Below are 25,619 nucleotides of genomic sequence, written 5' to 3' on the forward strand. Positions count from 1 at the left end.
AAGCCGACCGCGAAGCACCGGGTGGGTGCGTCATGATGGACTTACTGTGACGTCCAACATAGCTCCGAATCCGCCGACCGACATCGCGGCCGTGCTTCTGGACGGTGTGCGAGTGGCGCGGCGTGGTGCGGTAGCCCTGGCCGGCCTCGAGCCCGAGTCCTATGCACGCGAGCATGCCGCCTTCGAGGGCCTCTCCGACCAGCGCAGCCTGATCGCCGAGCACCTCGCCGGCCGGCTGGCAGCGATCGGGGACAGACCGGTCTCGGTGCTGTCGGTGGGCTGTGGCGACGGCTCGCTGGACGCCCGCCTCGCCGCGGGGATGGTGCGGGATGTTCCCGGCCGACCGGTGCGGTACGTCGGCGTCGACCCCTGGGTGGGGAGCGCGGAGCGCTTCGTCGCGACGATGGCGGCTCTGGGGGCGGACGAGCTCAGCTCCGACGCGTACGTGGCGTCGTTCGACGACTCCTCGGTGGGCGAGACCTTCGACGTCGTGATGTTCGTGCACTCGATGTATTACGTCGCCGACCTGGTGTCGACGCTTCGTGTCGCACTCGGCCTGCTGCGCCCCGGCGGCGAGCTGTGGGTGGCCATTGCGCCGACGGCTGCGCTCAACGCGCTGGTCGGCGTTCTCGCCCCGCCGCTGCAGGGCCACCGGCAGTGGTTCAGCGCCGACGTCGAGAGTGCCTTCGTCGACGCCGGCATCTCCCTCGAGGACGTGGTCACTCTGGACGCGCAGATCGACCTCTCCTCCGCGAGCGACGAGGTGCTCGACTTCTCCGTACAGGCCAGGCTGACCCCAGATCTACGCGGGCCGGTGCGTGCCTACCTCGATGCGGTCTCGGTGCCCGGTGCCGATGGCAGGCCTCGGGTGCCGCATCCGGTCGACGTGTTCGCCGCGACGCGTCGATGAGTAGGCCCGCCGAGTTCTGATTCTTCGGCTCGAAACGAGCCTCTACGGAGGCGCGGGCCCCACCGTCGGATACTCGGGGCGTCCGGGTGTGGCAAGGACGAGGCCGAGTCCACATGTTGCGAGACAGAAGGTTTCGGCTGAGACTGGGACGTCGGGCGGCCGGGCGTGGTCTCGAGAGGCCCAGCCGAAGAACCACTACGAAGGAGAGAGCTCGTGACCGGTTTCGAAGGTAAGCCCTTGATCAACGAGATTCGACTTGCACGCGCACGAGCTGGACTGAGTTGGGCCGGCTTGGCCGCGGCTATCGACATGCCGGTGGCATGGACGGTGTCGGCACTGTACGGCCAACATCCGCTGAGCGTCGCTCATGCCGATCTGCTTGCAGAGAAGCTGAACATGCCCGAGGGCTCGCTGTTCGAGCTGACCTTGGCTCCCTATCGCGGGTCACTCGACATCTCCTCGGACCCCACGGTCTACCGGTTTCACGAGGCGCTGGAGGTGTACGGCCCGGCGCTCAAGGAACTGATCGCCGAGGAGTTCGGCGACGGCATCATGAGTGCCATCAACTTCACGATGAACGTCGAACGACGCCCGCACGACGATGGAGATCGGGTCGTGGTGACGTTCGACGGTAAGTTCCTCGACTATCGATGGACCGAGTAGGGGCGGGTGCCAACGACACCCGTTGCCGGTCCCCTCGCTGGTTCGGAGAAGCTCCAACACCAGATCTGCTGCAGCGCGCATACCCTCGGCAGTCGGATGGAACGACCCGGCAAGGAGTCCGTCGGGGCGGAAGCCGTGAAGCCAGGGTTGTGCTGATCCAGTACCGTGGCCAGGCTCGAAAGATAACGCGGACACTATCTCTGCCCCGGTCTTCGATCCGGCGGCGAGATAGATGTCGGACAGCGTCGCCGCGACGTTGCGCGCGAACGTAATCTCCTCGGCGGTGCGCTACCCGGTTCGCCGCAGCACATCCGAGTAGTGCGCCCAGGTAGCCCAGATCGTTGCCGCCCGCGGTGATCGTCACCAGATCGGTGGAGGTTCGGACTGCGTCGATCTGTGGCGCGAACCGCGTCGTGGACACTCGTTGCTTCTTGTCGAGGATCGTGGCCGTGGTGGCACCCGACACCGTTGCATCCGGGAGTGCGGCACCCAAGTCCTCGGCGACCAAGTGTGCGTAGTTTCTGCCGGACCTCATCGCCTTGTCGTCGACAACGGGTTCGATTCCGGGTCCGGCAGCGAATGAGCTGCCCAGAGCGACCATGTCGGAATGCGTTCGTCTACCCCTGTTGTGCGAGAGTGCGTTTGGGTATGCCTTCCGAAACGGAGCGAATTTCGTTGTCGAATTCGATTACCAGGCGAATTCGATCGATGAAAATAGGCTTTCACTGCTCGAGATCGAGGTGCTGACACTCCGGCGGTTCGGTTCGGTTCGCTCGATCCGAGGTCCTTCGTCTGCGGCAGTGACAAGAGCTGGGTGAGGACTTCATTCGGTGATGTCGACGAGGTCGCGTCATTGACCGACTCCGATGCATCGCGGGATAGTGGTGTCATGAACTCGCTGAATCCCGATGTACCGGATGACGTCTTCGCGGACGTCTTGACGCAGGTTCACCATTTCGTTCGGTCACGTGTCGTGCCGCGTGAACTCGAGATCATGAACACCGATTCGATTCCGGAGGATCTTCGCAAGCAGTCGGCGGAGATGGGACTGTTCGGCTACGCGATCCCGCAGGAGTGGGGCGGGCTGGGCCTGAACCTGATTCAGGACGTCGAGTTCGCGATGGAGCTCGGTTACACCTCGTTGTCGTTGAGATCGATGTTCGGCACCAACAACGGGATCGCCGGGCAGGTGCTCGTGGGCTTCGGTACCGAGGAGCAGAAGGCAACGTGGTTGCCGGGCATGGCATCAGGCGACATCGTTGCCTCCTTCGCTCTGACCGAGGACGGGGCCGGATCCAATCCGGCGGGCCTGAAGACCACTGCGAAGGTCGACGGCGCCGGGTGGGTCATCAACGGCAGCAAGCGATACATCACCAATGCGCCTATCGCGAACATGTTCGTCGTCTTCGCCAAGCTGGACCCGAAACCGGAGAGTGGCAACGGTATTGCGGTATTCCTGGTTCCCGCCGACACCGCGGGAATCGAGGTGGGCGTCAAGGACGCGAAGATGGGGCAGCAGGGCTCCGGAACCGCCGATGTGAACTTCACCGATGTCCGGGTCGAGGCCGACGCGTTGGTCGGGGGGAATGGCGACATCGGGTACAAGGCGGCGATGACGTCTCTGGCGCGGGGACGGGTGCATATTGCTGCGCTGGCTGTCGGTCAGGCGCAGCGCGCGCTGGACGAGTCGGTGTCCTATGCCGCAGCGTCCACTCAGGGCGGTGAGCCGATCGGGAATTTTCAGCTGGTGCAGGCCATGATCGCCGATCAGCAGGTCGGTGTCATGGCGGGCCGGGCGATGGTGCGTGAGGCTGCGCGGGCGTGGGTGCAGGAGACCGATCGGCGTATCGCTCCGTCTGCGGTGAAACTGTTCTGTACCGAGATGGTGGGGAGGGTCGCCGATCTGGCCGTCCAGATCCATGGTGGTGCGGGGTACATGCGCGAGGTTCCGGTCGAACGCATCTACCGTGATGTACGACTGCTCCGGTTGTACGAGGGCACCAGCGAAATTCAGCGGTTGATCGTCGGTGGCGGCCTGATCAGGGCCGAACAGAAGCGCACCTCGTGAACGCACCACGCGAAGGCGATCCGGACGTGTCCTTCAGAATTCTTCGCTCCGACCATGTCGGATTCTCCGTGGGTTCCCTCGACGAAGCCCTCCGGTTCTGGATCGACGGTCTCGGAGCCACCCTGGAACGCACCGGTGAGATGGGTGGAGAGTTTCTCGGAGAGGTCACCGGAGCGCGCGGCGCCGCAGTCCGGATGGCGGTGGTCACCATCGCGGGTCAGACGATCGAGCTGCTGGAGTATCGCGATGTTCGCGGAGAGTGTGGGTCGTCTCGCCCCTACGATCCGGGTTTCGCCCACCTTGCTTTCGAGGTCGACGACATCGATGCGGTTCTGACGCGCATCGCGGAGTTCGGGTGGAGGGCGCAGGGAACTCCGCAACCGATTGCCGGCGGCACCAAGGTGGCACCCGAGTCATGTACGCAGTGGGCCCGGATGGAGAGACCATCGAATTCATGGAGCCGCCCAGGTGACGATCAGGCCGGTGTGCGCGGGAAGTCAGGTACCGCAGAACGTCTGAAAACCGGCACTGAAGTTCTCGGGTGCAGGCAGGGCGTAGTCCGACCAGTTGTCGCGTCGATCGAACGGTGACGTGACGACGTCGAGCAACCGCTCGAAAGGTTCGAGGTCGCCCTCGGTCGCGGCATTCAGGGCAGCGTCGACGAGGTGATTGCGAGGAATGTATGCCGGGTTGACGCGATCCATATCGTCGGCGACAGATGAAAAGTCTTGTGCCCGTACCGAAACCGCAGTCCGCCAACGTTCGAGCCAATTCCTGGAAGCGTCGGGTGGGACGAGGGCGTCGAACGGTTCCGAGTTCCCGCGTAGGTTTTCGGCGAGGGCGCGGAAAGTCAGGGTCCAGTCGGCACGGTGGTCGGTCAGCAACCGGTGCAGGTCGTCGACGAGTGCTGCGTCCATGGCGTCGTCTGCCAGGCCGAGCTTGAGGGCCATAGCGGCAGCGTAGTGGTGTCGGTAGCGATCCCCATACGTGTCGAGGACCGCGGTGAGGGCTGTGATGGCGGTGTCCGGCGTCGAATTCACCAGTGGCAGCAGCGTTTCACCGAATCGTGCCAGGTTCCATCCGAGAACCGCAGGTTGATTGCCGTAGGCATAGCGTCCGCCATGGTCGATGGAGCTGAACACCGTCGCCGGATCGTAGGCGTCCAGAAAGGCACACGGTCCGTAGTCGATGGTCTCGCCGGAAATCGTCGTGTTGTCGGTGTTCATGACGCCGTGCACGAATCCGACCGACATCCATTGTGCGACAAGGGCCGCCTGGGCCTCGACGACGGCTTCGAAGAAGGCGAGGTAGCGATCCTCGGGCGCTCGCTCGACGAGTTCGGGGTAGTGGCGGGCGACCGCGTAGTCCGCGAGGGTCTGCGCGAGTCCTTCACGCCGGGCAGCGAACTCGAAGGTGCCCACCCGCAGATGGCTCGATGCGACCCTGGCAAGTACCGCGCCGAGTTGCGGACCCCCTTCTCGCAGTACCTGTTCCCCGGTCGTGACGACGGCGAGTGAGCGCGTGGTGGGAATGTTCAGTGCATGCATCGCCTCGCTGATCAGGTATTCGCGCAGCATCGCTCCCACTACCGCGCGCCCGTCGCCGCCACGCGAGAACGGCGTAGCGCCGGACCCTTTGAGGTGCAGATCGACTCGACTGCCCCGATCGTCGCGAAGCTCGCCGAGCAGCAGCGCTCGGCCGTCGCCCAGCAGTGGCTGGAAATTGCCGAACTGATGACCCGCGTACGCCATCGCGACGGTGGCGGTCTCTGCAGGCGGAATGGACCCGGACAGCACGCCTGCACCCTCCGGAGTGCGCAGCGACGCCGGGTCGAGGGCGAGTGACCGGGCCAGGCCGTCGTTGAGGATCAGCACGCGAGGGTCCGGTGCGTGGGCACCTTGCCACGGCAAAGTGACGCCGGGAACCTCGTCGGCCAAAGTCGACTCGAACCCGAATGCGGGCAGGCTCGGGGTCGGGACTGCTGGGTCGTTCGAGGATCCACTCATAGTTCAAGGTTAGCGACGAACTACCTCGGGCCGTGCCGCCGCGTCGAATCGGATGTGCACTCGCCCGTCGTCACCGTCGACCGACACTCGCGCTCGCACCTCGTAGACCTCGGCAATCAAGTCCTCGGTCAGCACATCCGCAGGTGTGCCCCCTGCGACGACCTTTCCGCCCTTGAGCACCACCACCTCGTCGCAGAACATCGCAGCCAGGTTCAGGTCGTGCAGCGCGACGATACTGGTGATCGGCAGGCGCGCGACGAGCGTAAGCAATTCGAGTTGATGGTGAATATCGAGATGATTCGTGGGCTCGTCCAACAGCATCTCGCGGGGCTGTTGGGCGAGAGCGCGTGCGATGTGCGCGCGCTGCTGCTCACCACCGGAGAGCGTGCGCCACAGTCGATCCGCTTTGTCGGTGAGTCCGGTCTGCGCGAGCGCATCGTCCACTGCGTCGTCGTCCAGATCGCTTCCACCGAAGGCCCCGCGATGCGGGATGCGTCCCAGACGGACTACATCGCCGACCGTCACATCGACGTCCGTGTGGGCATGCTGACCGACGACCGCGACGGCGCGGGCGATGTGCTTGCGTTTGAGCGAACCGAGCTCGGCACCGTCCAGTTCGACGACACCAGCAGTGGGCGTTGCCGCCCCGGCCATCAGATGCAGCAGCGACGATTTACCGGAACCGTTGGGGCCCAACAGCCCCACCATGCGCCCGGGTCCCGGATGCAGGGTCACTCCGTCGACCACCAGAGCGCCGCCGCGTTTCCAGGATACGCTCGACGCGTGCAGTGTCATCGAATTCCTCTCTTGCGAGCCATGATTGCGATGAAGGCAGGAACGCCGACCAGTGCTGTTCCGACGCCGACCGGCAGCGGGGTGGGGGCGAACGCGACTCGGGAGACGGCGTCGACCCACACCATGAAGATCGCGCCGATGATGGCGGTGGTGGGCACGAGGCGGCTGTGGTTGGGACCCACCAACAGTCGCGCAGCGTGCGGGAGAATGAGGCCGACGAAGCCGATCGCGCCGGCCACGCTGACGAGCGTCGCGGTGATCAGGGCGGTGCCGACGAGCAGTACCAGGCGTACCTTCTTGACGTCGAAGCCGAGCGAGGACGCCACCGAGTTGCCGAACGCGAACGCGTCGAGCACGTACGCGTAGTAGCAACACACCACCGCACCGATGCCCGCCACCGTCACGCACAGCACGACGTCGTTCCATCGCACTCCCTCGAACGATCCGAGGAGCCAGAACATCACGCCGCGGGTCTCGTCGGAGTCCGCGAACGCGAAGATCACGAAAGACGTCAGCGCAGAGAACAATTGAGTGGTCGCGACACCGGCGAGGATGACGCGGTCGTTTCCGCTGCCGGACATGCGGGCGAGGAAGAGCACCAGAGCGAACGCGACGAGCGCACCGATGAACGCGCCTCCCGACAGCCCGAGTGCGGCACCTCCGACACCGAGAACGCCGACCACGACTGCTCCCGTCGACGCACCCGAGGACACCCCGAGCACGAACGGATCCGCCAGCGGATTGCGGAGAAGAGACTGCATGATGACGCCGCAGATCCCGAGTCCGACGCCACTGGCTGCAGCGACGAGTGCTCGGGGGAGCCGCTCCTCCCAGATGATCGCGTTCTTCGACACCTTTACCGGTACATCGGTGACGCCGAGATGGTTCAACACCACATCGCGGACGTTGACCAGCGAAATGTTCGCCGGACCGAGCGTGATGGCGACGAGAACCGACACCACACACAGCACGACGCCGCCGAGTACGGCCAGCACCCAACGCCACAGGTGGCGGGAGGTCTGCGATCGCTTGGCGGTGCGCTGCGGGGTGGTGGTCGCGGTCAGGACGACAGTCCCAGGTCGCGCAGTCCGGCCGACACCTTTTCGACGCCGTCGACGGCCCGGATCGACGGGTTCATCTCCGCACCGTGCAGCGAGATGTAGCGCTTGTCGCGGACGGCGGCCATCGTGCTGGTGACGGGGTCGGACTCGAGGAATGCGATCTTGTCGGCGAGCAGGTCACCGGGAAAACGGTTGCGTGCCAGGTCGCCCAGCACGAGGACGGTCGGATCCCGATCCACCATGGTCTCCCAGCCGACGGCAGGCCAGTCGTCGTCGGTATCGGCGAAGACGTTCGTCATACCGACTGTTCTGGCGAGCAGGTCGGCCGAGCCGCGTCCGCCCGCAATGTAGGGGCTCTTGGTGTCCGCGAACCAGAATGCCACGGAGACACCCGATTTCGCAGTGGTCGCGGTGGCGTCGGCCATGCGGGTCTTCAGTTCATCGACGAATTCGGCACCGCGCTCGTTGACGTCGAAGATCGCCGCGAGTTCGGTGATCTCCTGGTACAGCGAATCCATGGTCAGCGGCATCGTGCGAGTGTTGCCGCCGTTGACACTGCGACCGGCGTCGCAGTCCGTCGGAGACAGGTAAGTGGCAGCACCGGTTTCGCCGAAGCGTGAGCGTTCTGCAACGCCGCCCTGCTCGAAATGGCGTCCGAACGATGCGGTGACGAAATCGGGTTCGGTATCGACCACGACCTCGTAGGTGGGCGCGTTGTCGGCCAGTCGGGGAACCGGGGCGTTCGCCTCGGCCAAATTCTCACGGACCGGATCGGTCCAGGATGCGGTGCCCACCATACGATCCTGTACACCGAGCGAGAGCAGGATTTCGGTGGAGTTCTGATCGAGTGACACCACGCGCTGCGGAGCGGAGGCGAAGGTCACCGACTCCCCGCAGTTCTCGATCGTCAGTGGATAGGACGTCCCACCCGCGGTTGTGTCGGAGATCGCGTCGGGCACCTCTTCGGATGCCCCGCAGGCGACGAGTGATCCGACCATGGCGACCGTGGCGGCGAGGGTTCCGGCGCGGCGAGGAACGTTGAGCACTTGGAGATGTCCTTCGGTTTCAGACAGCAACGAGCCGCCGGGGATTGCCCGACGGCGATGCGCACCGACGTGCGTGTGAGCACAGGCTAACCTTTGGCTCGCGTCGATGGAAATCGTCGGATTCGATCAGGTCCGAAACGACGTGATGAGCGGCATACTCGTTCCATGGCCGACTTCAATCAGATGATCATCGACGAGTTTCGTAGCAACGGCGGACACGTGTCGACGGCAGGGTTCGGTGATGCGCTCGTCGTGCTGCACTCCATCGGGGCCAAGAGTGGTGAGATCCGGTTGAACCCACTCATGGCGATTCCCGAGGACGGCAGCTGGTTGATCGTCGGCTCGGCAGCCGGCTCACCGAAACATCCCGCGTGGGTGCACAACCTGCGCGCACACCCCGCTATCGACGTCGAGGTTCCCGGCGACGGTGCCGTCCGGACCATCGCGGTGACTGTGTCGGAAATCCCCGACGACGAGTGGGACGCGAACTGGCAGAAATTCTTGGACGCGTCCGAGGGCTTCGCGAAATACGTCGAGACAGCCGAAGGGAGACGGTTCCCGATCTTCCGGTTGACTCCTGCCTGACGTTCGATGCCGACTAGCGTCGGAGCATGACCGCTCCGGACGCATCGAACCTGCACCCCATTCCCGGGCAGCCGAGGGTCGTGCTGTTGAAACCGCTGGTGTCCAGCCCACTCATCGACATCGGTGAGTACACGTACTACGACGATCCGGAGTTCGCCGAGCACTTCGCTACTCGAAACGTATTGCATCACTACGGACCCGATCGTTTGGTGATCGGCAAGTTCTGCGCCTTGGCCACCGGAGTCACGTTCATCATGAACGGGGCGAACCACCGAATGAGCGGGGTATCGACATATCCCTTTCCCATCATGGGTGGTGCCTGGGCCGAGCACTCGGATTTGGTGTCCCATCTGCCGTCGCGGGGAGACACGGTGGTGGGCAACGATGTCTGGATCGGCGGCAACGTCACGGTGATGCCGGGTGTGCGGATCGGACACGGGGCTGTGATCTCCACCGAAGCCGTTGTCACCAAGGATGTTCCGGACTATGCCGTCGTCGGCGGCAACCCCGCCCGTGTGCTCCGAGAACGGTTCACCGCGGACGAGATCCGGACTCTGCTGGACATTGCCTGGTGGAACTGGCCCATCGACTCGATCACCGAACACATCCGCACGATCTCCGACGGGTCGGTATCGGACCTTGCCGCGGTGGCAGCGCGATTCGACTGAGTGGGAGGCGACTACGCACCGCGAGTTCTACACCGTCGCATGTGAATTCGAGTCGGTCAGTGCTGTATTGCGTGCAGCTGTGTGAGACGGCCGATCCTGCACGCGCGCGGCCATGGTAATGCCGATCTCGCTGATTTCGACAGCGAGGTCCTCGCGCGTTCTGGAATCCGACTCGTATACGAATGTCGTCGAACCGACCGTCGCCCCGCAGTATTCGACGATGCCGCGCTCGATCTGCGTGCGGAACGCGTCGTGCACGCCGTGGCGTTCGAAGCTCTCGGCGTCGTCGCCTGCGATAACTACCAGGTGGACCGTGAGTCGGTCCAGCTTCTTGATGAGCTCGACTCCCGGGTTGTATTCGTACGCCCATCCGCTGACGAAGACGCGATCGATCCACCCTTTCAGCAGGGCGGGCATCGACCACCAGTACATCGGGAAGGCGAGAACCAGATGGTCTGCCCGGTCGATTCGTTCCTGTTCGGCGATGACATCAGCAGGGGTGGCGCCGTTGCCGTGGAACAGGTTCAGGTCGGTGATGGCAAATCGGGGATCGAAGTTCTCCGCAGCGAGATCGGCTGTCTCGACGGCTCCGCCCGTGGTGCGGATCGCGTCCGAAATGGATCTTGCGACGGAGTGGGTGAGCGAGTCGGGATCGGAATGGGAGACTACGACGAGTGCGGTCATGGCTGGCTCTTTCGTGGAGGCGAACGGCTATGTACCAAGAGTAGGTTACTATTCGTATATAGCGCAAGGAGGTCCTCGATGACTCGAACGAGGCTGTCTCGATCGGACAGATACGACCAATTGGTCGAGGTCTCGTGGGCTCTCGTCCGGGCCGAGGGGGCCGACGCCCTGACGCTGGGGCGACTGGCCGAACACGCCGGAGTCGCAAAGCCGGTGGTGTACAGCCATTTCGGCTCACGAGCCGAGCTCCTGGCTGCGTTGTTCACGGAATTCGACGACCGACAGGCAGCGATGCTCGAGGCTTCTCTCGAGACGGCACCCGCGACATTGGACGGACGCGCCAGCGCTATTGCCAATTCGTACGTGGGCTGCGCACTGGCCCAGGGGCGTGAGCTGACGGGAGTGCTTGCCGCGCTGGAAGGTTCACCCGAACTGGAGAAGGTCAAGCGCACCGCCGAACATGCCTATTCCGAACGCTGTCGACAGATCCTGCAGCCGTTCAGTGCCACAGTCGGCTTGTCTGCGCCCGCCCTCACCGCCATCTTCGGTGCCGCGGATGCACTGTCGCACGCGGCTGTATCGGGTGCGCTCGCCCCCGAGGAGGCAACAGGGGAGCTGGCGGAGTTGATCGTCGCGATTGTCGGTAAGGCCTGACGCGGCAGGCTGGATGGGAGTGTGAATCGGGCCGCGTCTACTGCGTCGTCGGCGCGTTCATGATGGGGAACCGGTTACGCAACGCATCGAGCTGGCGGTGCAACTCGTACAGGGCCCGCCTCTGGGTGTGCGCTTCCTCGCTGTGCCACACCTGACTGCGGGAATCGCCGACCCGGGACGCCTTGCGCGCACAGTGCTCGGACTCTTCCACGCGAGCCGACGCGGAAGCGATCTCGGCGACCAGCATGTCGGCAAACACCCGCGCCTGGGCCTCGTCCGAGCTCTCCGCCATGCTTCTCCATTCACCAACAGCGCCGAAGTGCTCAAAAGTTCGAGTACCGAGGATCAGGATAACCACTCGCAAACATACCGATTGATCGGATATGAGTTGCGGCCGTCGTTCTGCCGGAACCGACCACTCACCGGTCGGGATCGAGTACCGTCCACGCGCAGGGGTCGGCGGGACACAGGGGTGCCGCCGAGTTCGGCCGGGGGACAACGATCGAGGGGGTGGGCGATGATCCATGAGCAGATGACGTTCGAGGTGGACGGCACCGAGGTGTCCGCCGTGCTGACCTTGCCCGCGGGGGAGAGCGTCGAGCCTTGGCCCGCAGTGTTCACTGCACCGGGATTTGCCGGAGTCAAGGAAATGCTGATTCCTGATTACAGCGAAGAGCTCGCTGCGGGCGGCGTCGCCTCGCTCGCGTTCGACTACCCCGGGTTCGGAGCGAGCGCCGGGGCCGTGCGGCAGCACATCGATCTGCCCCAGCAGCTGCGTACCTTCCATGCTGCGCTCGATGTGTTGATCGCCGATCCTCGAATCGATTCCGAACGAATCGGGGTGTGGGGAACCAGCATGTCCGGAGGGCACGCTATCGCTGTTGCCGCCGCGGACGCACGGGTGAAGGCGGTAGCCGCAATCATCCCCTTCATCCGCCTCACTCCTACGGCCAATCTGGAACTCGTGCCGGTCATCGTGCGAGACGCACTGCGTCGGCTGGTCCGCAGGCCTGGACTGACCATCCCTGCTGCGGGACGGCCGGGCGAGGTCGCGGCGATGAACTCGGACGGAGCGTACGAGTGGGCAGAAGGCATGGCACGCGGCGCGAAGAACTATCGCAACGAGGTGACCGTTGCCTCGCTACCGGCGATGTTGCGGTGGTCGACCCGTAGGGCTGCAGCCCGTCTCGCCGTGCCGGTTCTGGCGGTTCTGGCCGAATCCGACACCATCACTCCGCCCGCACGAGTACGCAAGGCACTCGCCGACGTCGAGAGTGTCGAGTACGTGTCCTATCCCGAATCGCATTTCGAGCTGTTCACCGATCACGCCGACGCAGTTCGTGAGGCGACGGTTCAGTGGTTGATCGGCCGCCTGGCGACGTGACGTTTGTCGGTCGATGCAGGCGGAGAGCAGGTGATCGCGGAGCGACATCCGACCGGGCGTGCTGAGCAACTCATGACTACTACCTGGTGTAGTCGATAGTAGGATCCCCAACATGTCTGCCACGGATGGATGCGCGCCCCTGCGCGGTGCCTCCGTGGGCGCACTGTCTGCGCTGGTCACAGCCACCGCGCACGCGTTCGGCGGCGGGATGTTCCCCTCCGACGCGGCGATAGTGCTGCTGGTGCTCGTGTGCGCGGCCGTCGGCTACGCGACCGCAGTGGTACCGACTGCGGTGGCGCCCCGGGCGCAGCTGCTGGCCGTTCTGGCCGCAGCTCAGGCGATCGGGCACCTGTTGCTCACCGCCGTCGACGGTCACCATCACGGTTCGATGCTGACCCAGCAGATGCTCGCCGCACACGCCGTCGCAGTCCTGGTCGGCGCACTCGCCATTCGCGGAGCCGAGCACGGCATCCGGCGCGCGGTCACGTCGCTTCGCAGAGCACTGCCCCTGCTGGCAGCTCTCGTCGTCGACGAGTCCAGCATCGCCCCCGAACTCCCGGTCTATCGCGTCCCGGCATCGACGCTACTGCTCGACCTCTCGGGTTGTGGGAACAGAGGACCACCGGTCCGAACTGTCTGAGCGCAACCCACCGTCTCACCCGCCCTGTTCGTCAGGCGTCGGGTAGGCGGTTGTTGCCGCATTCGATCCTGTACATCGCACCGTCGTGGATTCGCGCCGTCTCCGCACGGCTCGGTCCGTCGTGCGATGCCACCTCGCGCACACTCGCGCGCCCGCATACATTTCGAGAAACGAGTCCTCGTGTCCACACCGGAAAAAGAACGTATTGCCGATCCGTCGCCGCCCACCCGGCCGTCGAGCCCTCGCAGCTGGCGTCCGCTGATCCTGCGCCTGCACTTCTACGCGGGCATCCTCATCGCACCGTTCATCCTGATCGCCACCATCAGCGGCGGGCTGTACGCCGTCGCACCGACAATCGAACAACTGATGTATCGGGACTACCTGCACGTCGACCCCACCGGCCCGGCCGTTCCGGTGGCGGATCAGATCCGAGCAGCACAGGCCGAACGACCCGACCTCACCGTCGCCGCAGTGCGCCCCGCCGCCGACCCCGGCGACACAACCCGAGTGATGTTCACCGATCCGAGTCTCGGCGAATCCAAGCGGCTGGCCGTCTTCGTCGATCCCGCGACCGCGACGTCCGTGGGTGAACTCCCGGTCTACGGCTCGTCCAGCGCATTGCCTGTGCGCACCTGGATTTCCGAACTGCACCGCCATCTGCACTTGGGAGAGCCGGGTCGCCTCTACAGCGAACTCGCTGCCTCATGGTTGTGGGTGATCGCGCTCGGCGGTCTCTACCTGTGGTTCGAGCGCTATCGACGCAACCGAGGCCGGGCGAAACTGCTCACCTTCGATCGTAAGTCGAAGGGCCGCAACAGGTCCTTGAACTGGCACGGCGTAGCCGGGATCTGGATAGCCGTCGGTCTGATCTTCCTGTCTGCCACCGGACTCACGTGGTCCACCTATGCGGGCGAGAACGTCACCGAGCTGCGGTCGGCGCTGAGCTGGACCACGCCCGCCATCACCAAGACCATCGGCACTTCCGGCGCGGCGACGACCGATCATTCCGGTCACGGCGGGCATTCGATGGACATGCCCGCCGATGCATCGACGGTCGACAGCAATGTGGGCCGCATCGATTCGGTCCTCGATATTGCGAAAGCCAACGGCGTCGACGGAGCACTGGAGGTGTCGATCCCGGCGTCGGACGACGTGGCGTTCGTCGTCGCCCAAACGCGTCAGCCCTGGGTGATGTCGAACAACTCCATCTCGATCGACGGCAGTACCGGCACAGTGATCGACACGGTGTTCTTCTCCGACTGGCCTCTTGCGGCCAAGCTGTCTGCCTGGGGTATCCAGTTGCACATGGGGACGCTGTTCGGTGTGGCCAATCAGCTTGCCCTGCTTGCACTTGCAGTCGCGTTGGCGTCGGTCATCGTCCGCGGCTACATGATGTGGTGGAAACGCCGTCCCACCAAAGCAACCGGTCTCACCGTGGGACGGCCGCCGCTGCGTGGCGGTCTTCGCCGGATCTCACCGATCTCCGTCGTACTACTGGTGGTCGTCGCGGTCGCCGTCGGCTGGTTCGTCCCGCTGCTCGGGCTGAGCCTGGTGGCCTTCCTGGCGGTCGACGTCGTTCTCGGTTCGATTCGTCGAACGCGGACCAGAGCCGCCAATTCCGCTGCTTCCCATCATGAAAGCGAACTCTCATGAAACTCCCGCTCGCGGGGAACCGAGAAATCGGGCACCACGATGCGCAATCTGATGGGACAGGTCGACGGCACCGTCAATCCAACAGCACGAAGTACCGACTTCGACGGTCTGGTCTGGGACGACGGTAGCGATCAGTCCTGGATGAAGCACGGAATGTCGATGGTGTTGCGACGCATCCGAATCGAGATGGACACCTGAGACGAGCTGGACCGACCCGGCCGTGAGTTGTCGGTGGGGCGAACTCTCGACACCGGTGCCCCGCTGTCCGGAACCGCCGAGTTCGACGAGGCCGACTTCGATGCGCTGAACGAATGGACAACGCCGATAGGTCTGCGGTGTTCGCGATACTGCCGGGTGTGGTCGACGACGGTTATCTGGGGCAGAGCCTGCTCGGCTGACCATGACAGCCGTCCACCGACACGCGGGTGCACTCAGAAGGCGGTCGCCAGGGCGACGCCGAGTGCAGTCAGCGTGTCGACGAACTCGGCCTCGGTGAAGTTCAGATCTCCGCGGAACCACCGGTCGAGCAGCTCGGTCGTCCCTGCCACCATCAGAACGGTCGCTGCCTCGGCCCGTGGGTTCGCGGGGTCGGCATCGAGCACTTCCCGCATCAGCACTGGCGTGAACCGGTCGACCATCTGCCGGCGTCGCGCGTCCAGTGCGGGATTGGCCGACGCCGCGGTGTACAGCAGTGATGCTCGAGGGTCTGCGGTGAGCGCGCGGACCAGAACCGCGGCCGTGTGCCCGACGCGGTCGGCCGTCGATCCGTGCCGGTGCACTTCGTCTCCCAGAGCATCGCCGACGTTGTCGATGACGCCGTCGAGGGCGCTCACCAGAATGGCGTCGCGGTCGCCGAAACTTTCGTAGAAGTATCGCTTGGACAGGCCTGCGCGAGCACAGATGCCGTCGACAGTGACGGCGGCGACGCCTGACTCCGCAACCACGTCGAGGCAGGCGTCGAGCAGTTTCTCGCGGCGCTCACGACGACGCTTGTCTGCGGCGACACCTCGGTAGGGACGAACGACGGGCGGCATGACTACATCTTGACACGGGTGTGTGCCTAGTTGCATGGTGAACTGAGAACGGTAGCGTTCCAATTTTGAGCCGGTGTCGATCGAGTGGAGGACGAGCATGGCGTCGAGCAGAGAGCTCATGTCGAAGCGATGGGTGATGGGTCGATCCATCGGACGTCGAATAGAGGAACTCGACCCCGTCTCGGGCAACGAGGAGGCCACCCACCTCAGCCTCGAAGTGCGTTATGGCGACGCTGTTTTCGCACACGCCGCGTACACGGTGGCCTTCGCCAGGCAGGTGGCCATCCCGTCGATTGCACGCATTCTGTACCGCACCGGCACCGGTGACATGATGCACGACGTGCGTAGGCGCAACGACGACACGCTGCTCTTCTTCGGTGAGATACTCCATCACGGCCATTCGAGCGCGCATGGTCGGTCGGTCATCGACCGGATGGAGCAGATCCACTCCCGGTTCGGCATCACCGACGACGACAAGCTGTACACGCTGGGTTCCCTTGCTTTCGAGCCGGATCGAATCGTCGAGCATCTCGGTGTGAACGTCTTCACCGACAACGAACGAGAATCACGCTTTCACTTCTGGCGGCAGGTGGGGGAATTCATGGGCCTCGACGTTCCTGCGGCCAGAAGTCAATTCCTGCACTGGACATTGCAATACGAGTCTCGCTACGCCTATACCGAAGGTGCGCGCGCGGTCGTCGACCAGTTGTTCGCCGATTGGCAGGACCGTTGGTTCCCCGGGCCAACGAAGCGAATTGCCGCAGGCGTGCTGCTGGCGGTGTTCACCGACGACCTCCGTGAGGTCCATCGACTGCCGATGCCGTCAGCGGCTCATCGCCGGGCCGTACCGCCGGCCATCGCAGCGTACCTGAAAGTCCAAGGGATGCGACCACATCGGCCACATCGCTCGTGGTCGGATCACTTCGGAACACGCCATCCAATGCCCCTCGACGTGCCCACACTCGGCCATCGAACGGCCATCGCGCCACGGGTCGAGTAGGTCGATCGGAACTAGGCCGGTGCGAGAGCCTTGTCCACGTTGGCCAGCGCCAGGCCCATGCTGGTGGTCATGCCGATGCCGGTGGTGACGGTGACGACGTGCACGCCATGGACGGGTTCTTCGAGCAGGAACTCCGAACCCGGCGCCGAACAGTACGTGCCCTGCCACCGCTCGGTGACGTCGATGCGGTCGACTCCGAACAGCGTCTTGGCCTCGGTGATCAGCACCTCGAATCCTTCCTCGCTCTGGAAGGGGGACGCGGTGATCTCGCGAACGTGTGTGTCACCCAACAGAATCGACCCGTCGGGCTGCGGTGTGTACATCTGGTGTAGATCGAGTTCGACGTAGTCTGGGTGCTCGGCCCGCAGACGAGCGGCGACGTCTGCGACGGCGGGAAGGGTCTCGAATCCCGAGTACCGGAGCAGTGACCAGCCGGTGAACAGTGGCGAGGGTAGCGGTGCACGCAGCGGCATGGTGGCGCGCATCATGTGCAATCGGCATCGCACCAAACCGCCGCGCTCCGCGTACTCGGGGAACAGTCGATCGATGTCGTGGTTGACGGTGACGAACACGGTGCCGGCCTGCACGTCGCCGCGCGAGGTGTGGACCACTCCGGGTGCGAACGACGTTGCAGCGGTGCGCCAGTGGAAGTCCACCCCGGAGTCGGCGAGCCAGCGCGCGATGGCGGGTGCGGCGGCACGCGGGTCGACCTGAACGTCGGTCGGCATGTACATGCCGCCCACCACATCGGTGTCGGAGATGGGGAGCCGGTCGAGCACGTCGTCGCGGTTCAGCAACCGCCCGTGGTCGTGGCCGCGTAGTTCGGCGAACTGCTCGAGCACTGTGTACTCGTCCTCGTGCCGGGCTACGCAGTGCGTTCCGGACTCGGCGGCCCAGAAGCCCGCTGTGCGAGCGAGTTCGAGCCAGTGACTTCGGCCGGTTCGTGCGTACTCGAGCGCGTCGCCGGATTGCGCTGTGATGCAGGCGTGTCCGAAGTTCTGTACCGATGCGCCCGCGACACGGTCGGCGTGGTCCACCACCGCGACGGTCAGGCCACGTCGGTGAGCGTGGTAGGCGTGAGCGAGGCCGACGATCCCGGCCCCGACGACCACGACGTCGTACTTCGATGTCATGAGGGGAGTCTTTCTTCTGTGGTCATGTCAGGCATCCATGACGGCGGTGAAGGTCATGCGGTCTCCGCGATAGAGCGAACGTCGGTGCTCGATGGGAACCCCGTCGGTGTCGTAGGAGACACGGCCGAGCAGAAACATCGGTGTGCGGGTGTCGACGGTGAGGAGCGCGGCTTCTCGGGCGTCGGGAAGGACGGTCTCGATGGTGTCGACGACTCGTCCGAAGACCACTCCGCGCGTTCGCAATTCGGCATACAGCGACGTCCGGTGATCGAAGCTGTCCTGCAGCCCCGGAATTCGGTACGCGGGAATGCGAGTCGTTTCCAGGCCCACGCGTACGTCTCCGGTGGTGAAGACACGCTCGAGCTGTACCACGTCCGCACCGCTGTCGATTCCGAGTAGATCCGCCAAGGCGTCGTCGGCTCGGAACGTATCCCAACCCACCAGGATTCGGGTTGCGCTCATGCCCTTCTCGCGCGCTGCCTCGGTGTACGAGCCGATGGCGAGCGGCAGTACGACCTTGGGTTCGGCGACCACCGTTGCTCGACCTCGTCGTTCGATTCGACCGGCTACCAACAGTTCTCGGATGGCCTGGCGCAGTGTCTCACGTGACACGTCGTATCGATCGGCGAGATCACGCTCGGACGGAAAGGCGTCCCCTGCGGACATCCCGTCGAGCATCGCGTCGAGACTTCTGCGCACGATCTGGTGCTTGAGAACCCGGGGTTCGGTGTCGACAACCATGAGCCGACCATAGCATCAATTGGTCTAGACCTAATTGTTGCGCGACGTTCACGATTCGTTCACCCGAGTTCCACGCAATGGTCTATACCAAACGGCAGTCTCTTCCCCATGCCGAACTCCACCACCTCGAACACCAGCATCGACATCGAACTCGTCGTCCTCGACATGGCAGGAACAACCGTCACCGACGACGGCCTCGTGCTGGATGCATTCGACGCCGCAGCGACGGCCGTCGGCCTCGCGAACGACGGACCCGAACGCGACGACGCCCGACGCTACGTACTCGACACCATGGGGCAGTCAAAGATCGAGGTGTTCCGGGCATTGTTCGGATCCGAGGATCGCGCCCAGGCCGCCAATCGGGAATTCGAGTCTGCCTACGACGCCCGCATCGACGACGGCATCGCGCCCGTTCCGGGTGCAGCCCAGGCCATCACAACGCTTCGCGAATCCGGGATCAGCGTCGTCCTGACAACAGGGTTCTCGGCACCGACACAGAAGCGCATCATCGACACGCTCGGCTGGCAGGACCTGCCCGACGCCTTCCTCGCGCCCGGCGATGCCGGTCGTGGCCGTCCACACCCGGATCTCGTCCTCTCTGCTGCGTTGCGCGCGGAGGTCAGTGACATCGCTGCCGTCGCGGTCGTCGGTGACACCTCGAGTGACATCCTGTCCGGTCGCCGCGCCGGCGCATCCGTACTCATCGGTGTGCTCAGCGGAGCTCACTCCGAGGACCTTCTGCGCGGGGCGGGCGCGACCCACGTGCTCGACAGCGTCGCCGATCTTCCCCCCATCGTTCTGCCGTGAACACCCACTCGACCCCACCTCACCGAACGGACATCATTGCCATGATCACCACCTCTCGCCGTCGTGCCGTAGCCGCCGCGGCCGTGCTCTCCGCAGCGGCTCTGGTCGCCTCCGGTTGCGGGGGCTCCTCCGACGGAGCCACCACCGACCAGGGATTCCCCGAAACCATCACCCTCGCTGCGATTCCCGCCGAGAACTCGACCGACCTGAAGGCCAGCTACGATCCGGTGATCACACGGTTGGAGAAGGAGACCGGTGCGAAGGTCGAGTTCATCCAGGCCTCCGATTACGCCGGTGTGGTCGAGGGCCTCATCGCAGGCAACGTCGACATCGCATTCTTCGGGCCCTTCGCCTACGTCGTCGCCGGAATCAACGGCGCCGAGATGACGCCGCTCGGTGCCGTCGTCCAGGACGAGGGTGGCAAGCCCGGTTATCAGTCCTACGGAATCGCCCGCTCGGACAACGCGTCGGTCGACGACCTCGCCGACTACGCAGGTAAGAAGGTCTGCTTCGTCGACCCGAGCTCGACCTCCGGATTCCTCTATCCGACAGCGGGACTGATCGAAGACAAGGTCATCGCATCGGGCTCGGAGGCCGACATCTCCGCGGCCATGACCCCGATCTATGCCGGCGGGCACGATGCATCGGTACTTGCTGTGAAGGCGGGCGATTGCGACGCCGGATTCGCGTTCGACACCATGGTCGACCGGACGATGAACGACAACGGCGAGATTGCACCCGGCGAGCTGAAGACCGTCTGGAAGTCCGATACGATCGCCGGTTCGCTCTTCGCCGCCAACGACGATCTGGGTGCCGACGCCATCGCGAAGCTTCAGGACGTGTTCAGCGAAGGCATGAACTCGGATGCCTTTGTCGCCGAGGGCATCTGCGCCGAAGAATGCCGCATCACCGACGAGGATGCCTGGGGCGTCGTACCGGCACAGGACAGCGACTACGACGGTGTGCGCAACGTCTGCGAGATCACCGGCTCCGAGAAGTGCAAGGGCTGACGATGTCCACTTCCTTGGACAGGGCCGACGTTGTCGTCAGCGTCCGTAACGTCACCAAGACATTCGGGTCGACCACCGCGCTTGCAGACGTCAACCTCGATGTGCACCGCAGTGAAATGCTGGTGCTGCTAGGGCTTTCGGGCTCCGGCAAGTCGACGCTACTGCGATGCATCAACGGTCTGCATCCCATCACCTCGGGCAGTGTCACCGCACTCGACATTCGGGTCGATCTGGCGAACCGTCGCCGGGTGCGCGAGCTACGCCGAGATGTCGGCTTCATCTTTCAGCACTTCAATCTCGTCGGTCGGTTGAGCTGCCTCGAGAACGTACTCGTGGGAGGCATCGGTCGGCTGTCCCTACCGCGGTACGGAGCACTCACCTACCCGAAGGTGATGCGAGAGGAGGCTCGGGCCTGTCTCGACCGAGTCGGATTGGCAGACTTCGCCGAACGCCGCGCCGACACTCTGTCGGGCGGGCAGCAGCAACGGGTGGCGATCGCACGCACCCTGATGCAGCGGCCGCGGATCGTGCTCGCGGACGAGCCGGTTGCCTCGCTGGACCCCGAGAATGCAGGGGTGGTGATGGATCTGTTGCAGCGGGTGTGCAGCGAGGAGAAACTGACGGTGGTGTGCACCCTGCATCAGGTCGATCTCGCGCTCGGTTGGGCGCACCGACTCGTGGGTCTCCGGGACGGTCGGGTGGTGCTCGATCGCCCGGCCACCGGTCTCCAGCGCGATGACATCATGCCGATCTATCAGCGAATAGTTCCCGACGCCGGGAACATCTCTGCGGTGGCACCGACGTGACCGTCACCGTCGAACCGAAGCCCACGAACGCTGCAGTACAGAATGATCCGCGGCGACGTCGATGGTTGTTCCCGGCGCTGGGCGTTGTCGCGCTCGTTGTCACGGTGCTCTCGGCGGGGTACATCGACTTCGCGCCGACCACGTTGCTCGACGGTCTCGACGACGTCGGCCGTCTCCTCGAACGGATGCTGCCGCCCCGGGTCGACGACACCGGCCGGATCGTCTCACTTGCGGTCGAGACGTTGCTCATGGCGGTGCTGGGTACCGTGCTCGCAGCGATCGTCTCGGTGCCGTTGGCCTTTCTCGCCGCGCGGAACACATCTCCGCATGCTCTGCTGCACAACGCGGCTCGTGCGATCATCACCTTCTGCCGGGCGATGCCGGACCTGCTGTTCGCGGTGCTGTTCGTCAGGGCGCTGGGAATCGGGGTGCTGCCCGGCATCCTCGCGCTCGCGCTGCACTCGATCGGCATGCTCGGCAAGCTGTTCGCCGATGCCATCGAGGAGACCGACGTGGGACCGCGTGAGGCACTGAGGGCAGCGGGAGCCGGCTACCTTCGCGAGATGATCAATGCCGTTGTACCGCAGGTCGTTCCAGCATGGATCGGAGCGTTCGTCTACCGGATCGACATCAACCTACGCATGTCGGTGGTCCTCGGCTTCGTCGGGGCAGGCGGTATCGGCTTCGCCCTGCAGGACGCCCTGCGTGGATTGATCTACCCGCGTGCTCTCGGAATCGTGCTGGTGATACTGGTGATCATCGCGGCAATGGAGTTGGTGGCCATGGCTCTTCGCCGCATGCTGCTGGTTCCGTCCGCGGCCGGTCCGCAGCGCGATCGACTGATGCGGATCGGGGCGTCGATCGTGCTCGTCGTCGCGGTGGTGTCGTCCTTCGTGGTCCTCGAGCTGGATCCGCGGTCGCTGCTGACGTGGATCGGGCCGTCGGTCGAGGTGTTCGGAAGAATGGTCCCACCGGACTTCTCGTCCCTGGGATCGGACTTGCTCGACGCCGCCGTCCAGACCATCGCCATCGGTGTCGTGGCCACCGCAATCGGGATCGTACTGTCGATACCCATCGGAGTCCTGGCCGCGCGCAACGCAACTCCGCATCCCGTGGTGTATTGGTGTGCCAGGTCCTGGATTCTGTTGGTGCGGGCTGTTCCCGAGCTGATTCTCGCCGTGGTGTTCGTGGCGGCGCTCGGATTGGGTCCGGTGGCGGGAACCTGCGCACTGGCCATCGGATCCGTCGGGTTTCTCGGCAAGCTCGTCGCCGACGCGATCGAGGAGATCGACCCCGGTCCCCTCGAGGCCGTCGCGTCGGTCGGCGGTGGTTGGTGGAACAGAACACTCAGTGCCGTCGTTCCTCAGGCAGTTCCGTCGATGGTCGGGTCGAGTCTGTATCTGCTCGACGTGAACATCCGTACCTCCACCATCCTCGGGATAGTCGGCGCCGGCGGTATCGGCTTCCTGCTCTTCGAGTCGATTCGTACCCTGAACTTCGACTTCGCCGGTGCGATCGTTCTCGTCATCTTCGTCGTCGTGTACATCGTGGAAAGGATCTCCGGATGGATCAGATCACTGTTGGTCTGACGCAGGCCGCCGTCTGGACGGGGGGCGGGATCGACATGTGGGACATCGAGATTCCCGCACTCGAATCGGGTGACCTGCTGGTCCGCGTCGATCTGGCGACGGTGTGCGGGAGCGATCTGCACACGGTGTCGGGTCGGCGGGGCGGAGCGTGTCCGTCGGTACTCGGGCACGAGGCAGTCGGTCGCGTCGTCGCCGTCGGCGACGCCACATCCCATGCGGTGGTGGGGGATCGGATCGTGTGGTCGGTGACCGTGCCATGTGGCCGGTGCGCTCGGTGCACGTCCGGCTTCACAGCCAAATGTCCGGCCGTGCGCAAGGTGGGCCACGAGTCTGCCGAAGGGGCATGGGTTCTCAGCGGCTCGTACGCCCGACATATCGTGCTTCCTCGCGGTACCGCGGTGGCGCGTATTCCTGAGAACATGCCCGACGCCGTCGCCGCACCCGCCGCCTGTGCGACGGCGACGGTGATGGCCGCTCTCGACGCGGCGGGTGCTCTCGACGGACGACGGGTACTTGTCGTCGGGGCAGGAATGCTGGGGGTCACCGCCGCAGCGGCTGCCTCGGAGCGAGGCGCATCGGTATCGGTGGTCGATCGAGACTCGGAGCGGCAGAGACAATCTCGTGCATTCGGAGCCGGAGAGGACGACGGCGAACGGACGGACGTGGCAATCGACTTCTCCGGGTCCTCGTCGGCGGTGCAGGCGACGTTGGGAAGACTGGATATCGGCGGCCGCCTGGTGCTCGCCGGATCCGTCGCGCCGGGTCCGCCGATCACCGTCGACCCCGAAGCCGTCGTGCGGAACTGGCTGACCATTACCGGTATCCACAACTACGAGCCGCGGCATCTCGATCAGGCCGTTGCCTTCCTGCACGACACCGGCGCGAAGTATCCGTGGGAATCCCTCGTCGAGGCACCGGTACCGTTGGCCGAGCTCGCATCGGTGTTGCGGCCGACGCCGTCGGGCATCCTGCGATCCTCGGTTGCGCCGTAGGGGAGCGCAGGATTGCGTATGCGGAAGTAGGGATACACCACAGGCATGCCCGAAGGCGACACGGTATTCGCGCTGGCCGCAAGGCTGCGGCGAGCCCTGGACGGTGCCGTCCTTCGGGCCGGCAGATTGAACGTCCCGGCACACGCCGTGGAAAATCTGGTCGGGCGAACCGTCGTCGCGCATCGAACCCACGGCAAGCATCTGCTCACCGATTTCGATGACGACACAACGCTGCACACGCATCTGCGAATGAGCGGTTCGTGGACGGTGGTACGTGCCGGTCGGTCGATTCCGCAGCGTGTGCGCCCAGATGTTCGTGTGCAGTTGGCCGTGGTCGACGGGCCCACCGCGTACGGAATTGCGCTGCCGGTCGTCGATTACGGATACACGCGGGACATGAACGCACTCATCGCGCATCTCGGGCCGGACCCGCTGCACCCGACGTTCGATGCCGACAGAGCGGCGGCCAACGTGGTCGCCCAGACGGATCGCCCGATCATCGCGACCCTGCTGGATCAGAGAGTGATTGCTGGGCCCGGCAATCTGTGGGCGAACGAACTGTGTTTCTTACGCGGACTGTGGCCGTGGACTCCATCGCGCGACGTGGACGCACAGAAGTTGGTCGCGCTGCTCGAGCGAGCGATGCGCCACTCCGCCACCGTGCCGGGAGCGATGCAGGTCACCACCGGAGACACTCGAAAAGGCCGCTCGCACTGGGTCGCCGGACGAGCGGGCAAACCGTGCCTGCGGTGTGGGACGCTCGTCCGTGTGGTCGCGGAGGTTCCCGGTGACCCCGATCGGCGTCGAACATGGTGGTGCCCCAGGTGCCAACCCGAGCATTAGCGACGGGCGGTCGAGCGCTGTTGGCTCAACGACATAACCGCCCGCGGATACCGCGTGTTGCCTGCCGGTACCACCGACAGCCTTCCTCCTCAGCGGAAATCGAAACCTGGGGGCGTCGTCAGAAGGTCGATTTTGTCGGGTGATCCGTGTCGATCAGGTCCTGAGCCACCGTGCGCAAAGGCTGGTTCTGTTGCTGCGACAGCTTCGCGAGCAGCTCGAACGCTTGGACTGCATCGAGGTCGTAGCGCTCCATGATCATCCCCTTGGCCTGACCGATCAGGTCGCGGCTGGCCAAGCCCGCGCGAAACTGCTCGTTGTCGCGGGCGCTGAGCATGGCGATGGCGGCATGCGCCGCGAGAGCTTCACCGATCTCGACGGCGTCGGCGTCGAATGCCCCCGGCTCGTCGCTGTAGAAAATCAATGCACCGAGGTCATCGACGTTGCTGAAGAGCTGAAACGCCGCCAAGGACTTGAATCCTTCTTTCACGGCCAGAACCGCGAACTCCGGCCATCTGGGTTCTGCCGTGAGGTCGTGCGAGACGACGACGTCGAAGTGGCGAACCTCGGTGGGAATAGGGCCCTCGTCGAGTTCGTACTGCAATCGACACAGCTTTTCCGCCAGGGGGTCGGTGGTCGCAACGACGGTACGCACGCCCTTGCTCACCGTGGTGACACAGCCGACGGTTGCACCAGGGATGAGCTGGATCGCTGTGCGCAGAATCTCGCTCATCGTCTCGGGCATCGATCGGCGGGTATCGCGCAGGGTTCGAGCGAACTCGGCGAGCGATGATGCGGGGGACGATCCGGGAAGGTGTACACCGGTCGATGGTTGCGACATTCAGAGAGT

At 64.6% G+C, this 25,619-nt stretch carries 28 protein-coding genes and 1 pseudogene; 18 read left to right on the forward strand and 11 right to left on the reverse strand.

Annotated elements, in window-relative coordinates:
- Window positions 1-46: 46 nt before the first annotated feature.
- Complete coding sequence (locus CH275_RS27155; RefSeq protein WP_179276384.1) at window positions 47-910, forward strand: class I SAM-dependent methyltransferase; 864 nt, start codon at window positions 47-49, stop codon at window positions 908-910.
- Between the two features lie 213 nt (window positions 911-1,123).
- Window positions 1,124-1,573 carry a cyanase gene (gene cynS / locus CH275_RS27160; protein WP_094681258.1) on the forward strand — a complete coding sequence of 150 codons (450 nt, stop codon included), beginning with the start codon at window positions 1,124-1,126 and terminating at the stop codon, window positions 1,571-1,573.
- Here cynS and CH275_RS27165 read toward each other — a convergent pair.
- The gene (locus CH275_RS27165; RefSeq protein WP_094681259.1) at window positions 1,479-2,174 is read right to left on the reverse strand and encodes a GDSL-type esterase/lipase family protein; all 696 of its coding nucleotides are present in this window, start codon (window positions 2,172-2,174) and stop codon (window positions 1,479-1,481) included. The genes cynS and CH275_RS27165 overlap by 95 nt on opposite strands.
- A 288-nt stretch (window positions 2,175-2,462) precedes the next feature.
- On the opposite strand from CH275_RS27165, the gene CH275_RS27170 reads away from it, so the two are divergent.
- Together CH275_RS27170 and CH275_RS27175 are read left to right on the forward strand one after the other, a co-directional pair.
- The gene (locus CH275_RS27170) at window positions 2,463-3,641 is read left to right on the forward strand and encodes an acyl-CoA dehydrogenase family protein (RefSeq protein WP_094681388.1); all 1,179 of its coding nucleotides are present in this window, start codon (window positions 2,463-2,465) and stop codon (window positions 3,639-3,641) included.
- Window positions 3,638-4,231, forward strand: a complete 594-nt coding sequence (locus CH275_RS27175) for a VOC family protein (RefSeq protein WP_218828833.1) — start codon at window positions 3,638-3,640, stop codon at window positions 4,229-4,231. Before CH275_RS27170 ends, CH275_RS27175 begins: the two co-directional genes overlap by 4 nt.
- Here CH275_RS27175 and CH275_RS27180 read toward each other — a convergent pair.
- From CH275_RS27180 to CH275_RS27195, 4 genes are all read right to left on the reverse strand, one after another.
- On the reverse strand, window positions 4,139-5,647 hold the full coding sequence (locus CH275_RS27180; RefSeq protein WP_094681260.1) for a protein adenylyltransferase SelO: 1,509 nt from the start codon (window positions 5,645-5,647) through the stop codon (window positions 4,139-4,141). The two genes, CH275_RS27175 and CH275_RS27180, sit on opposite strands and share 93 nt — an antisense overlap.
- Before the next feature lie 9 nt (window positions 5,648-5,656).
- Window positions 5,657-6,442, reverse strand: coding sequence for an ABC transporter ATP-binding protein (locus tag CH275_RS27185; RefSeq protein ID WP_094681261.1), 786 nt, complete (start codon window positions 6,440-6,442; stop codon window positions 5,657-5,659).
- Window positions 6,439-7,437, reverse strand: a complete 999-nt coding sequence (locus CH275_RS27190; RefSeq protein WP_373453750.1) for a FecCD family ABC transporter permease — start codon at window positions 7,435-7,437, stop codon at window positions 6,439-6,441. Before CH275_RS27190 ends, CH275_RS27185 begins: the two co-directional genes overlap by 4 nt.
- A gap of 65 nt (window positions 7,438-7,502) precedes the next feature.
- Window positions 7,503-8,501 carry an ABC transporter substrate-binding protein gene (locus tag CH275_RS27195; protein ID WP_094681390.1) on the reverse strand — a complete coding sequence of 333 codons (999 nt, stop codon included), beginning with the start codon at window positions 8,499-8,501 and terminating at the stop codon, window positions 7,503-7,505.
- A gap of 213 nt (window positions 8,502-8,714) precedes the next feature.
- Between CH275_RS27195 and CH275_RS27200 the strand changes: the two genes are divergently transcribed.
- Both CH275_RS27200 and CH275_RS27205 read left to right on the forward strand, forming a co-directional pair.
- Window positions 8,715-9,134 (forward strand): nitroreductase/quinone reductase family protein, encoded by a 420-nt coding sequence (locus CH275_RS27200; protein WP_094681262.1) that lies wholly within the window; start codon window positions 8,715-8,717, stop codon window positions 9,132-9,134.
- A gap of 26 nt (window positions 9,135-9,160) precedes the next feature.
- Window positions 9,161-9,802, forward strand: a complete 642-nt coding sequence (locus CH275_RS27205) for a CatB-related O-acetyltransferase (RefSeq protein ID WP_094681263.1) — start codon at window positions 9,161-9,163, stop codon at window positions 9,800-9,802.
- A gap of 27 nt (window positions 9,803-9,829) precedes the next feature.
- Here CH275_RS27205 and CH275_RS27210 read toward each other — a convergent pair whose 3' ends face one another.
- Window positions 9,830-10,486: an NAD(P)H-dependent oxidoreductase gene (locus CH275_RS27210; RefSeq protein ID WP_094681264.1), complete on the reverse strand. Its 657-nt coding sequence runs from the start codon at window positions 10,484-10,486 to the stop codon at window positions 9,830-9,832.
- Window positions 10,487-10,564: 78 nt separating this feature from the next.
- On the opposite strand from CH275_RS27210, the gene CH275_RS27215 reads away from it, so the two are divergent.
- The gene (locus tag CH275_RS27215) at window positions 10,565-11,140 is read left to right on the forward strand and encodes a TetR/AcrR family transcriptional regulator (protein WP_094681265.1); all 576 of its coding nucleotides are present in this window, start codon (window positions 10,565-10,567) and stop codon (window positions 11,138-11,140) included.
- A gap of 37 nt (window positions 11,141-11,177) precedes the next feature.
- On the opposite strand, the gene CH275_RS27220 is transcribed toward CH275_RS27215, so the two are convergent.
- On the reverse strand, window positions 11,178-11,432 hold the full coding sequence (locus tag CH275_RS27220) for a hypothetical protein (RefSeq protein WP_143546899.1): 255 nt from the start codon (window positions 11,430-11,432) through the stop codon (window positions 11,178-11,180).
- 225 nt (window positions 11,433-11,657) lie between these two features.
- Between CH275_RS27220 and CH275_RS27225 the strand changes: the two genes are divergently transcribed.
- The 4 genes and pseudogenes from CH275_RS27225 to CH275_RS27240 form a co-directional block, all read left to right on the forward strand.
- Window positions 11,658-12,524, forward strand: coding sequence for an alpha/beta hydrolase (locus CH275_RS27225; protein ID WP_094681267.1), 867 nt, complete (start codon window positions 11,658-11,660; stop codon window positions 12,522-12,524).
- Window positions 12,525-12,636: 112 nt separating this feature from the next.
- Window positions 12,637-13,164 carry a hypothetical protein gene (locus CH275_RS27230; protein ID WP_094681268.1) on the forward strand — a complete coding sequence of 176 codons (528 nt, stop codon included), beginning with the start codon at window positions 12,637-12,639 and terminating at the stop codon, window positions 13,162-13,164.
- 180 nt (window positions 13,165-13,344) lie between these two features.
- Window positions 13,345-14,817, forward strand: coding sequence for a PepSY-associated TM helix domain-containing protein (locus CH275_RS27235; protein ID WP_256991241.1), 1,473 nt, complete (start codon window positions 13,345-13,347; stop codon window positions 14,815-14,817).
- A 9-nt stretch (window positions 14,818-14,826) separates the two neighbouring features.
- Window positions 14,827-15,215, forward strand: a pseudogene (locus CH275_RS27240) (Dyp-type peroxidase); the annotation flags it as partial.
- A gap of 33 nt (window positions 15,216-15,248) precedes the next feature.
- Here the strand turns inward: CH275_RS27240 and CH275_RS27245 are convergent.
- Window positions 15,249-15,851 (reverse strand): TetR/AcrR family transcriptional regulator, encoded by a 603-nt coding sequence (locus CH275_RS27245; RefSeq protein WP_179276385.1) that lies wholly within the window; start codon window positions 15,849-15,851, stop codon window positions 15,249-15,251.
- A 97-nt stretch (window positions 15,852-15,948) separates the two neighbouring features.
- Here CH275_RS27245 and CH275_RS27250 point away from each other — a divergent pair, with 97 nt between their 5' ends.
- Window positions 15,949-16,851 (forward strand): oxygenase MpaB family protein, encoded by a 903-nt coding sequence (locus tag CH275_RS27250; protein WP_094681271.1) that lies wholly within the window; start codon window positions 15,949-15,951, stop codon window positions 16,849-16,851.
- Window positions 16,852-16,862: 11 nt separating this feature from the next.
- Here CH275_RS27250 and CH275_RS27255 read toward each other — a convergent pair whose 3' ends face one another.
- Together CH275_RS27255 and CH275_RS27260 are read right to left on the reverse strand one after the other, a co-directional pair.
- Window positions 16,863-17,984: a TIGR03364 family FAD-dependent oxidoreductase gene (locus tag CH275_RS27255; RefSeq protein ID WP_094681272.1), complete on the reverse strand. Its 1,122-nt coding sequence runs from the start codon at window positions 17,982-17,984 to the stop codon at window positions 16,863-16,865.
- Window positions 17,985-18,011: 27 nt separating this feature from the next.
- Entirely contained in the window at window positions 18,012-18,725 is a 714-nt protein-coding gene (locus tag CH275_RS27260; RefSeq protein WP_094681273.1) for a GntR family transcriptional regulator, read from the reverse strand.
- Window positions 18,726-18,833: 108 nt separating this feature from the next.
- On the opposite strand from CH275_RS27260, the gene CH275_RS27265 reads away from it, so the two are divergent.
- The 6 genes from CH275_RS27265 (at window position 18,834) to CH275_RS27290 (ending at window position 24,772) form a co-directional block, all read left to right on the forward strand.
- The gene (locus CH275_RS27265) at window positions 18,834-19,532 is read left to right on the forward strand and encodes a phosphonatase-like hydrolase (RefSeq protein WP_094681274.1); all 699 of its coding nucleotides are present in this window, start codon (window positions 18,834-18,836) and stop codon (window positions 19,530-19,532) included.
- A gap of 41 nt (window positions 19,533-19,573) precedes the next feature.
- Complete coding sequence (locus tag CH275_RS27270) at window positions 19,574-20,542, forward strand: phosphate/phosphite/phosphonate ABC transporter substrate-binding protein (RefSeq protein ID WP_094681391.1); 969 nt, start codon at window positions 19,574-19,576, stop codon at window positions 20,540-20,542.
- Between the two features lie 2 nt (window positions 20,543-20,544).
- Window positions 20,545-21,348 (forward strand): phosphonate ABC transporter ATP-binding protein, encoded by an 804-nt coding sequence (gene phnC, locus CH275_RS27275; protein WP_094681275.1) that lies wholly within the window; start codon window positions 20,545-20,547, stop codon window positions 21,346-21,348.
- A gap of 65 nt (window positions 21,349-21,413) precedes the next feature.
- A complete protein-coding gene (phnE, locus tag CH275_RS27280; protein WP_256991257.1) occupies window positions 21,414-22,937 on the forward strand; it encodes a phosphonate ABC transporter, permease protein PhnE in 1,524 nt (507 codons plus the stop codon).
- The gene (locus CH275_RS27285; RefSeq protein WP_094681277.1) at window positions 22,913-23,929 is read left to right on the forward strand and encodes a zinc-binding dehydrogenase; all 1,017 of its coding nucleotides are present in this window, start codon (window positions 22,913-22,915) and stop codon (window positions 23,927-23,929) included. The genes phnE and CH275_RS27285 overlap by 25 nt, the downstream gene beginning before the upstream one ends.
- A gap of 45 nt (window positions 23,930-23,974) precedes the next feature.
- Window positions 23,975-24,772 (forward strand): DNA-formamidopyrimidine glycosylase family protein, encoded by a 798-nt coding sequence (locus tag CH275_RS27290; protein ID WP_094681278.1) that lies wholly within the window; start codon window positions 23,975-23,977, stop codon window positions 24,770-24,772.
- 118 nt (window positions 24,773-24,890) lie between these two features.
- Here the strand turns inward: CH275_RS27290 and CH275_RS27295 are convergent, their stop codons facing one another.
- Window positions 24,891-25,610 carry a GAF and ANTAR domain-containing protein gene (locus CH275_RS27295; RefSeq protein ID WP_094681279.1) on the reverse strand — a complete coding sequence of 240 codons (720 nt, stop codon included), beginning with the start codon at window positions 25,608-25,610 and terminating at the stop codon, window positions 24,891-24,893.
- Between the last annotated feature and the right edge of the window lie 9 nt (window positions 25,611-25,619).

Origin of the sequence: Rhodococcus sp. 06-235-1A, from assembly GCF_002258785.1 — a bacterium.
Taxonomy (GTDB): Bacteria; Actinomycetota; Actinomycetes; order Mycobacteriales; family Mycobacteriaceae; genus Rhodococcoides.

Excerpts from the sequence above, each read along its gene's own strand:
- CH275_RS27165 (WP_094681259.1), bottom strand. The coding sequence starts at position 2,174 with ATGGTCGCTCTGGGCAGCTCATTCGCTGCCGGACCCGGAATCGAACCC.
- CH275_RS27170 (WP_094681388.1), top strand. The coding sequence starts at position 2,463 with ATGAACTCGCTGAATCCCGATGTACCGGATGACGTCTTCGCGGACGTC.
- CH275_RS27180 (WP_094681260.1), bottom strand. The coding sequence starts at position 5,647 with ATGAGTGGATCCTCGAACGACCCAGCAGTCCCGACCCCGAGCCTGCCC.
- CH275_RS27185 (WP_094681261.1), bottom strand. The coding sequence starts at position 6,442 with ATGACACTGCACGCGTCGAGCGTATCCTGGAAACGCGGCGGCGCTCTG.
- CH275_RS27195 (WP_094681390.1), bottom strand. The coding sequence starts at position 8,501 with ATGGTCGGATCACTCGTCGCCTGCGGGGCATCCGAAGAGGTGCCCGAC.
- CH275_RS27200 (WP_094681262.1), top strand. The coding sequence starts at position 8,715 with ATGGCCGACTTCAATCAGATGATCATCGACGAGTTTCGTAGCAACGGC.
- CH275_RS27205 (WP_094681263.1), top strand. The coding sequence starts at position 9,161 with ATGACCGCTCCGGACGCATCGAACCTGCACCCCATTCCCGGGCAGCCG.
- CH275_RS27210 (WP_094681264.1), bottom strand. The coding sequence starts at position 10,486 with ATGACCGCACTCGTCGTAGTCTCCCATTCCGATCCCGACTCGCTCACC.
- CH275_RS27215 (WP_094681265.1), top strand. The coding sequence starts at position 10,565 with ATGACTCGAACGAGGCTGTCTCGATCGGACAGATACGACCAATTGGTC.
- CH275_RS27220 (WP_143546899.1), bottom strand. The coding sequence starts at position 11,432 with ATGGCGGAGAGCTCGGACGAGGCCCAGGCGCGGGTGTTTGCCGACATG.
- CH275_RS27225 (WP_094681267.1), top strand. The coding sequence starts at position 11,658 with ATGATCCATGAGCAGATGACGTTCGAGGTGGACGGCACCGAGGTGTCC.
- CH275_RS27230 (WP_094681268.1), top strand. The coding sequence starts at position 12,637 with ATGTCTGCCACGGATGGATGCGCGCCCCTGCGCGGTGCCTCCGTGGGC.
- CH275_RS27245 (WP_179276385.1), bottom strand. The coding sequence starts at position 15,851 with ATGCCGCCCGTCGTTCGTCCCTACCGAGGTGTCGCCGCAGACAAGCGT.
- CH275_RS27250 (WP_094681271.1), top strand. The coding sequence starts at position 15,949 with ATGGCGTCGAGCAGAGAGCTCATGTCGAAGCGATGGGTGATGGGTCGA.
- CH275_RS27255 (WP_094681272.1), bottom strand. The coding sequence starts at position 17,984 with ATGACATCGAAGTACGACGTCGTGGTCGTCGGGGCCGGGATCGTCGGC.
- CH275_RS27260 (WP_094681273.1), bottom strand. The coding sequence starts at position 18,725 with ATGGTTGTCGACACCGAACCCCGGGTTCTCAAGCACCAGATCGTGCGC.
- CH275_RS27265 (WP_094681274.1), top strand. The coding sequence starts at position 18,834 with ATGCCGAACTCCACCACCTCGAACACCAGCATCGACATCGAACTCGTC.
- CH275_RS27270 (WP_094681391.1), top strand. The coding sequence starts at position 19,574 with ATGATCACCACCTCTCGCCGTCGTGCCGTAGCCGCCGCGGCCGTGCTC.
- phnC (WP_094681275.1), top strand. The coding sequence starts at position 20,545 with ATGTCCACTTCCTTGGACAGGGCCGACGTTGTCGTCAGCGTCCGTAAC.
- CH275_RS27285 (WP_094681277.1), top strand. The coding sequence starts at position 22,913 with ATGGATCAGATCACTGTTGGTCTGACGCAGGCCGCCGTCTGGACGGGG.
- CH275_RS27290 (WP_094681278.1), top strand. The coding sequence starts at position 23,975 with ATGCCCGAAGGCGACACGGTATTCGCGCTGGCCGCAAGGCTGCGGCGA.
- CH275_RS27295 (WP_094681279.1), bottom strand. The coding sequence starts at position 25,610 with ATGTCGCAACCATCGACCGGTGTACACCTTCCCGGATCGTCCCCCGCA.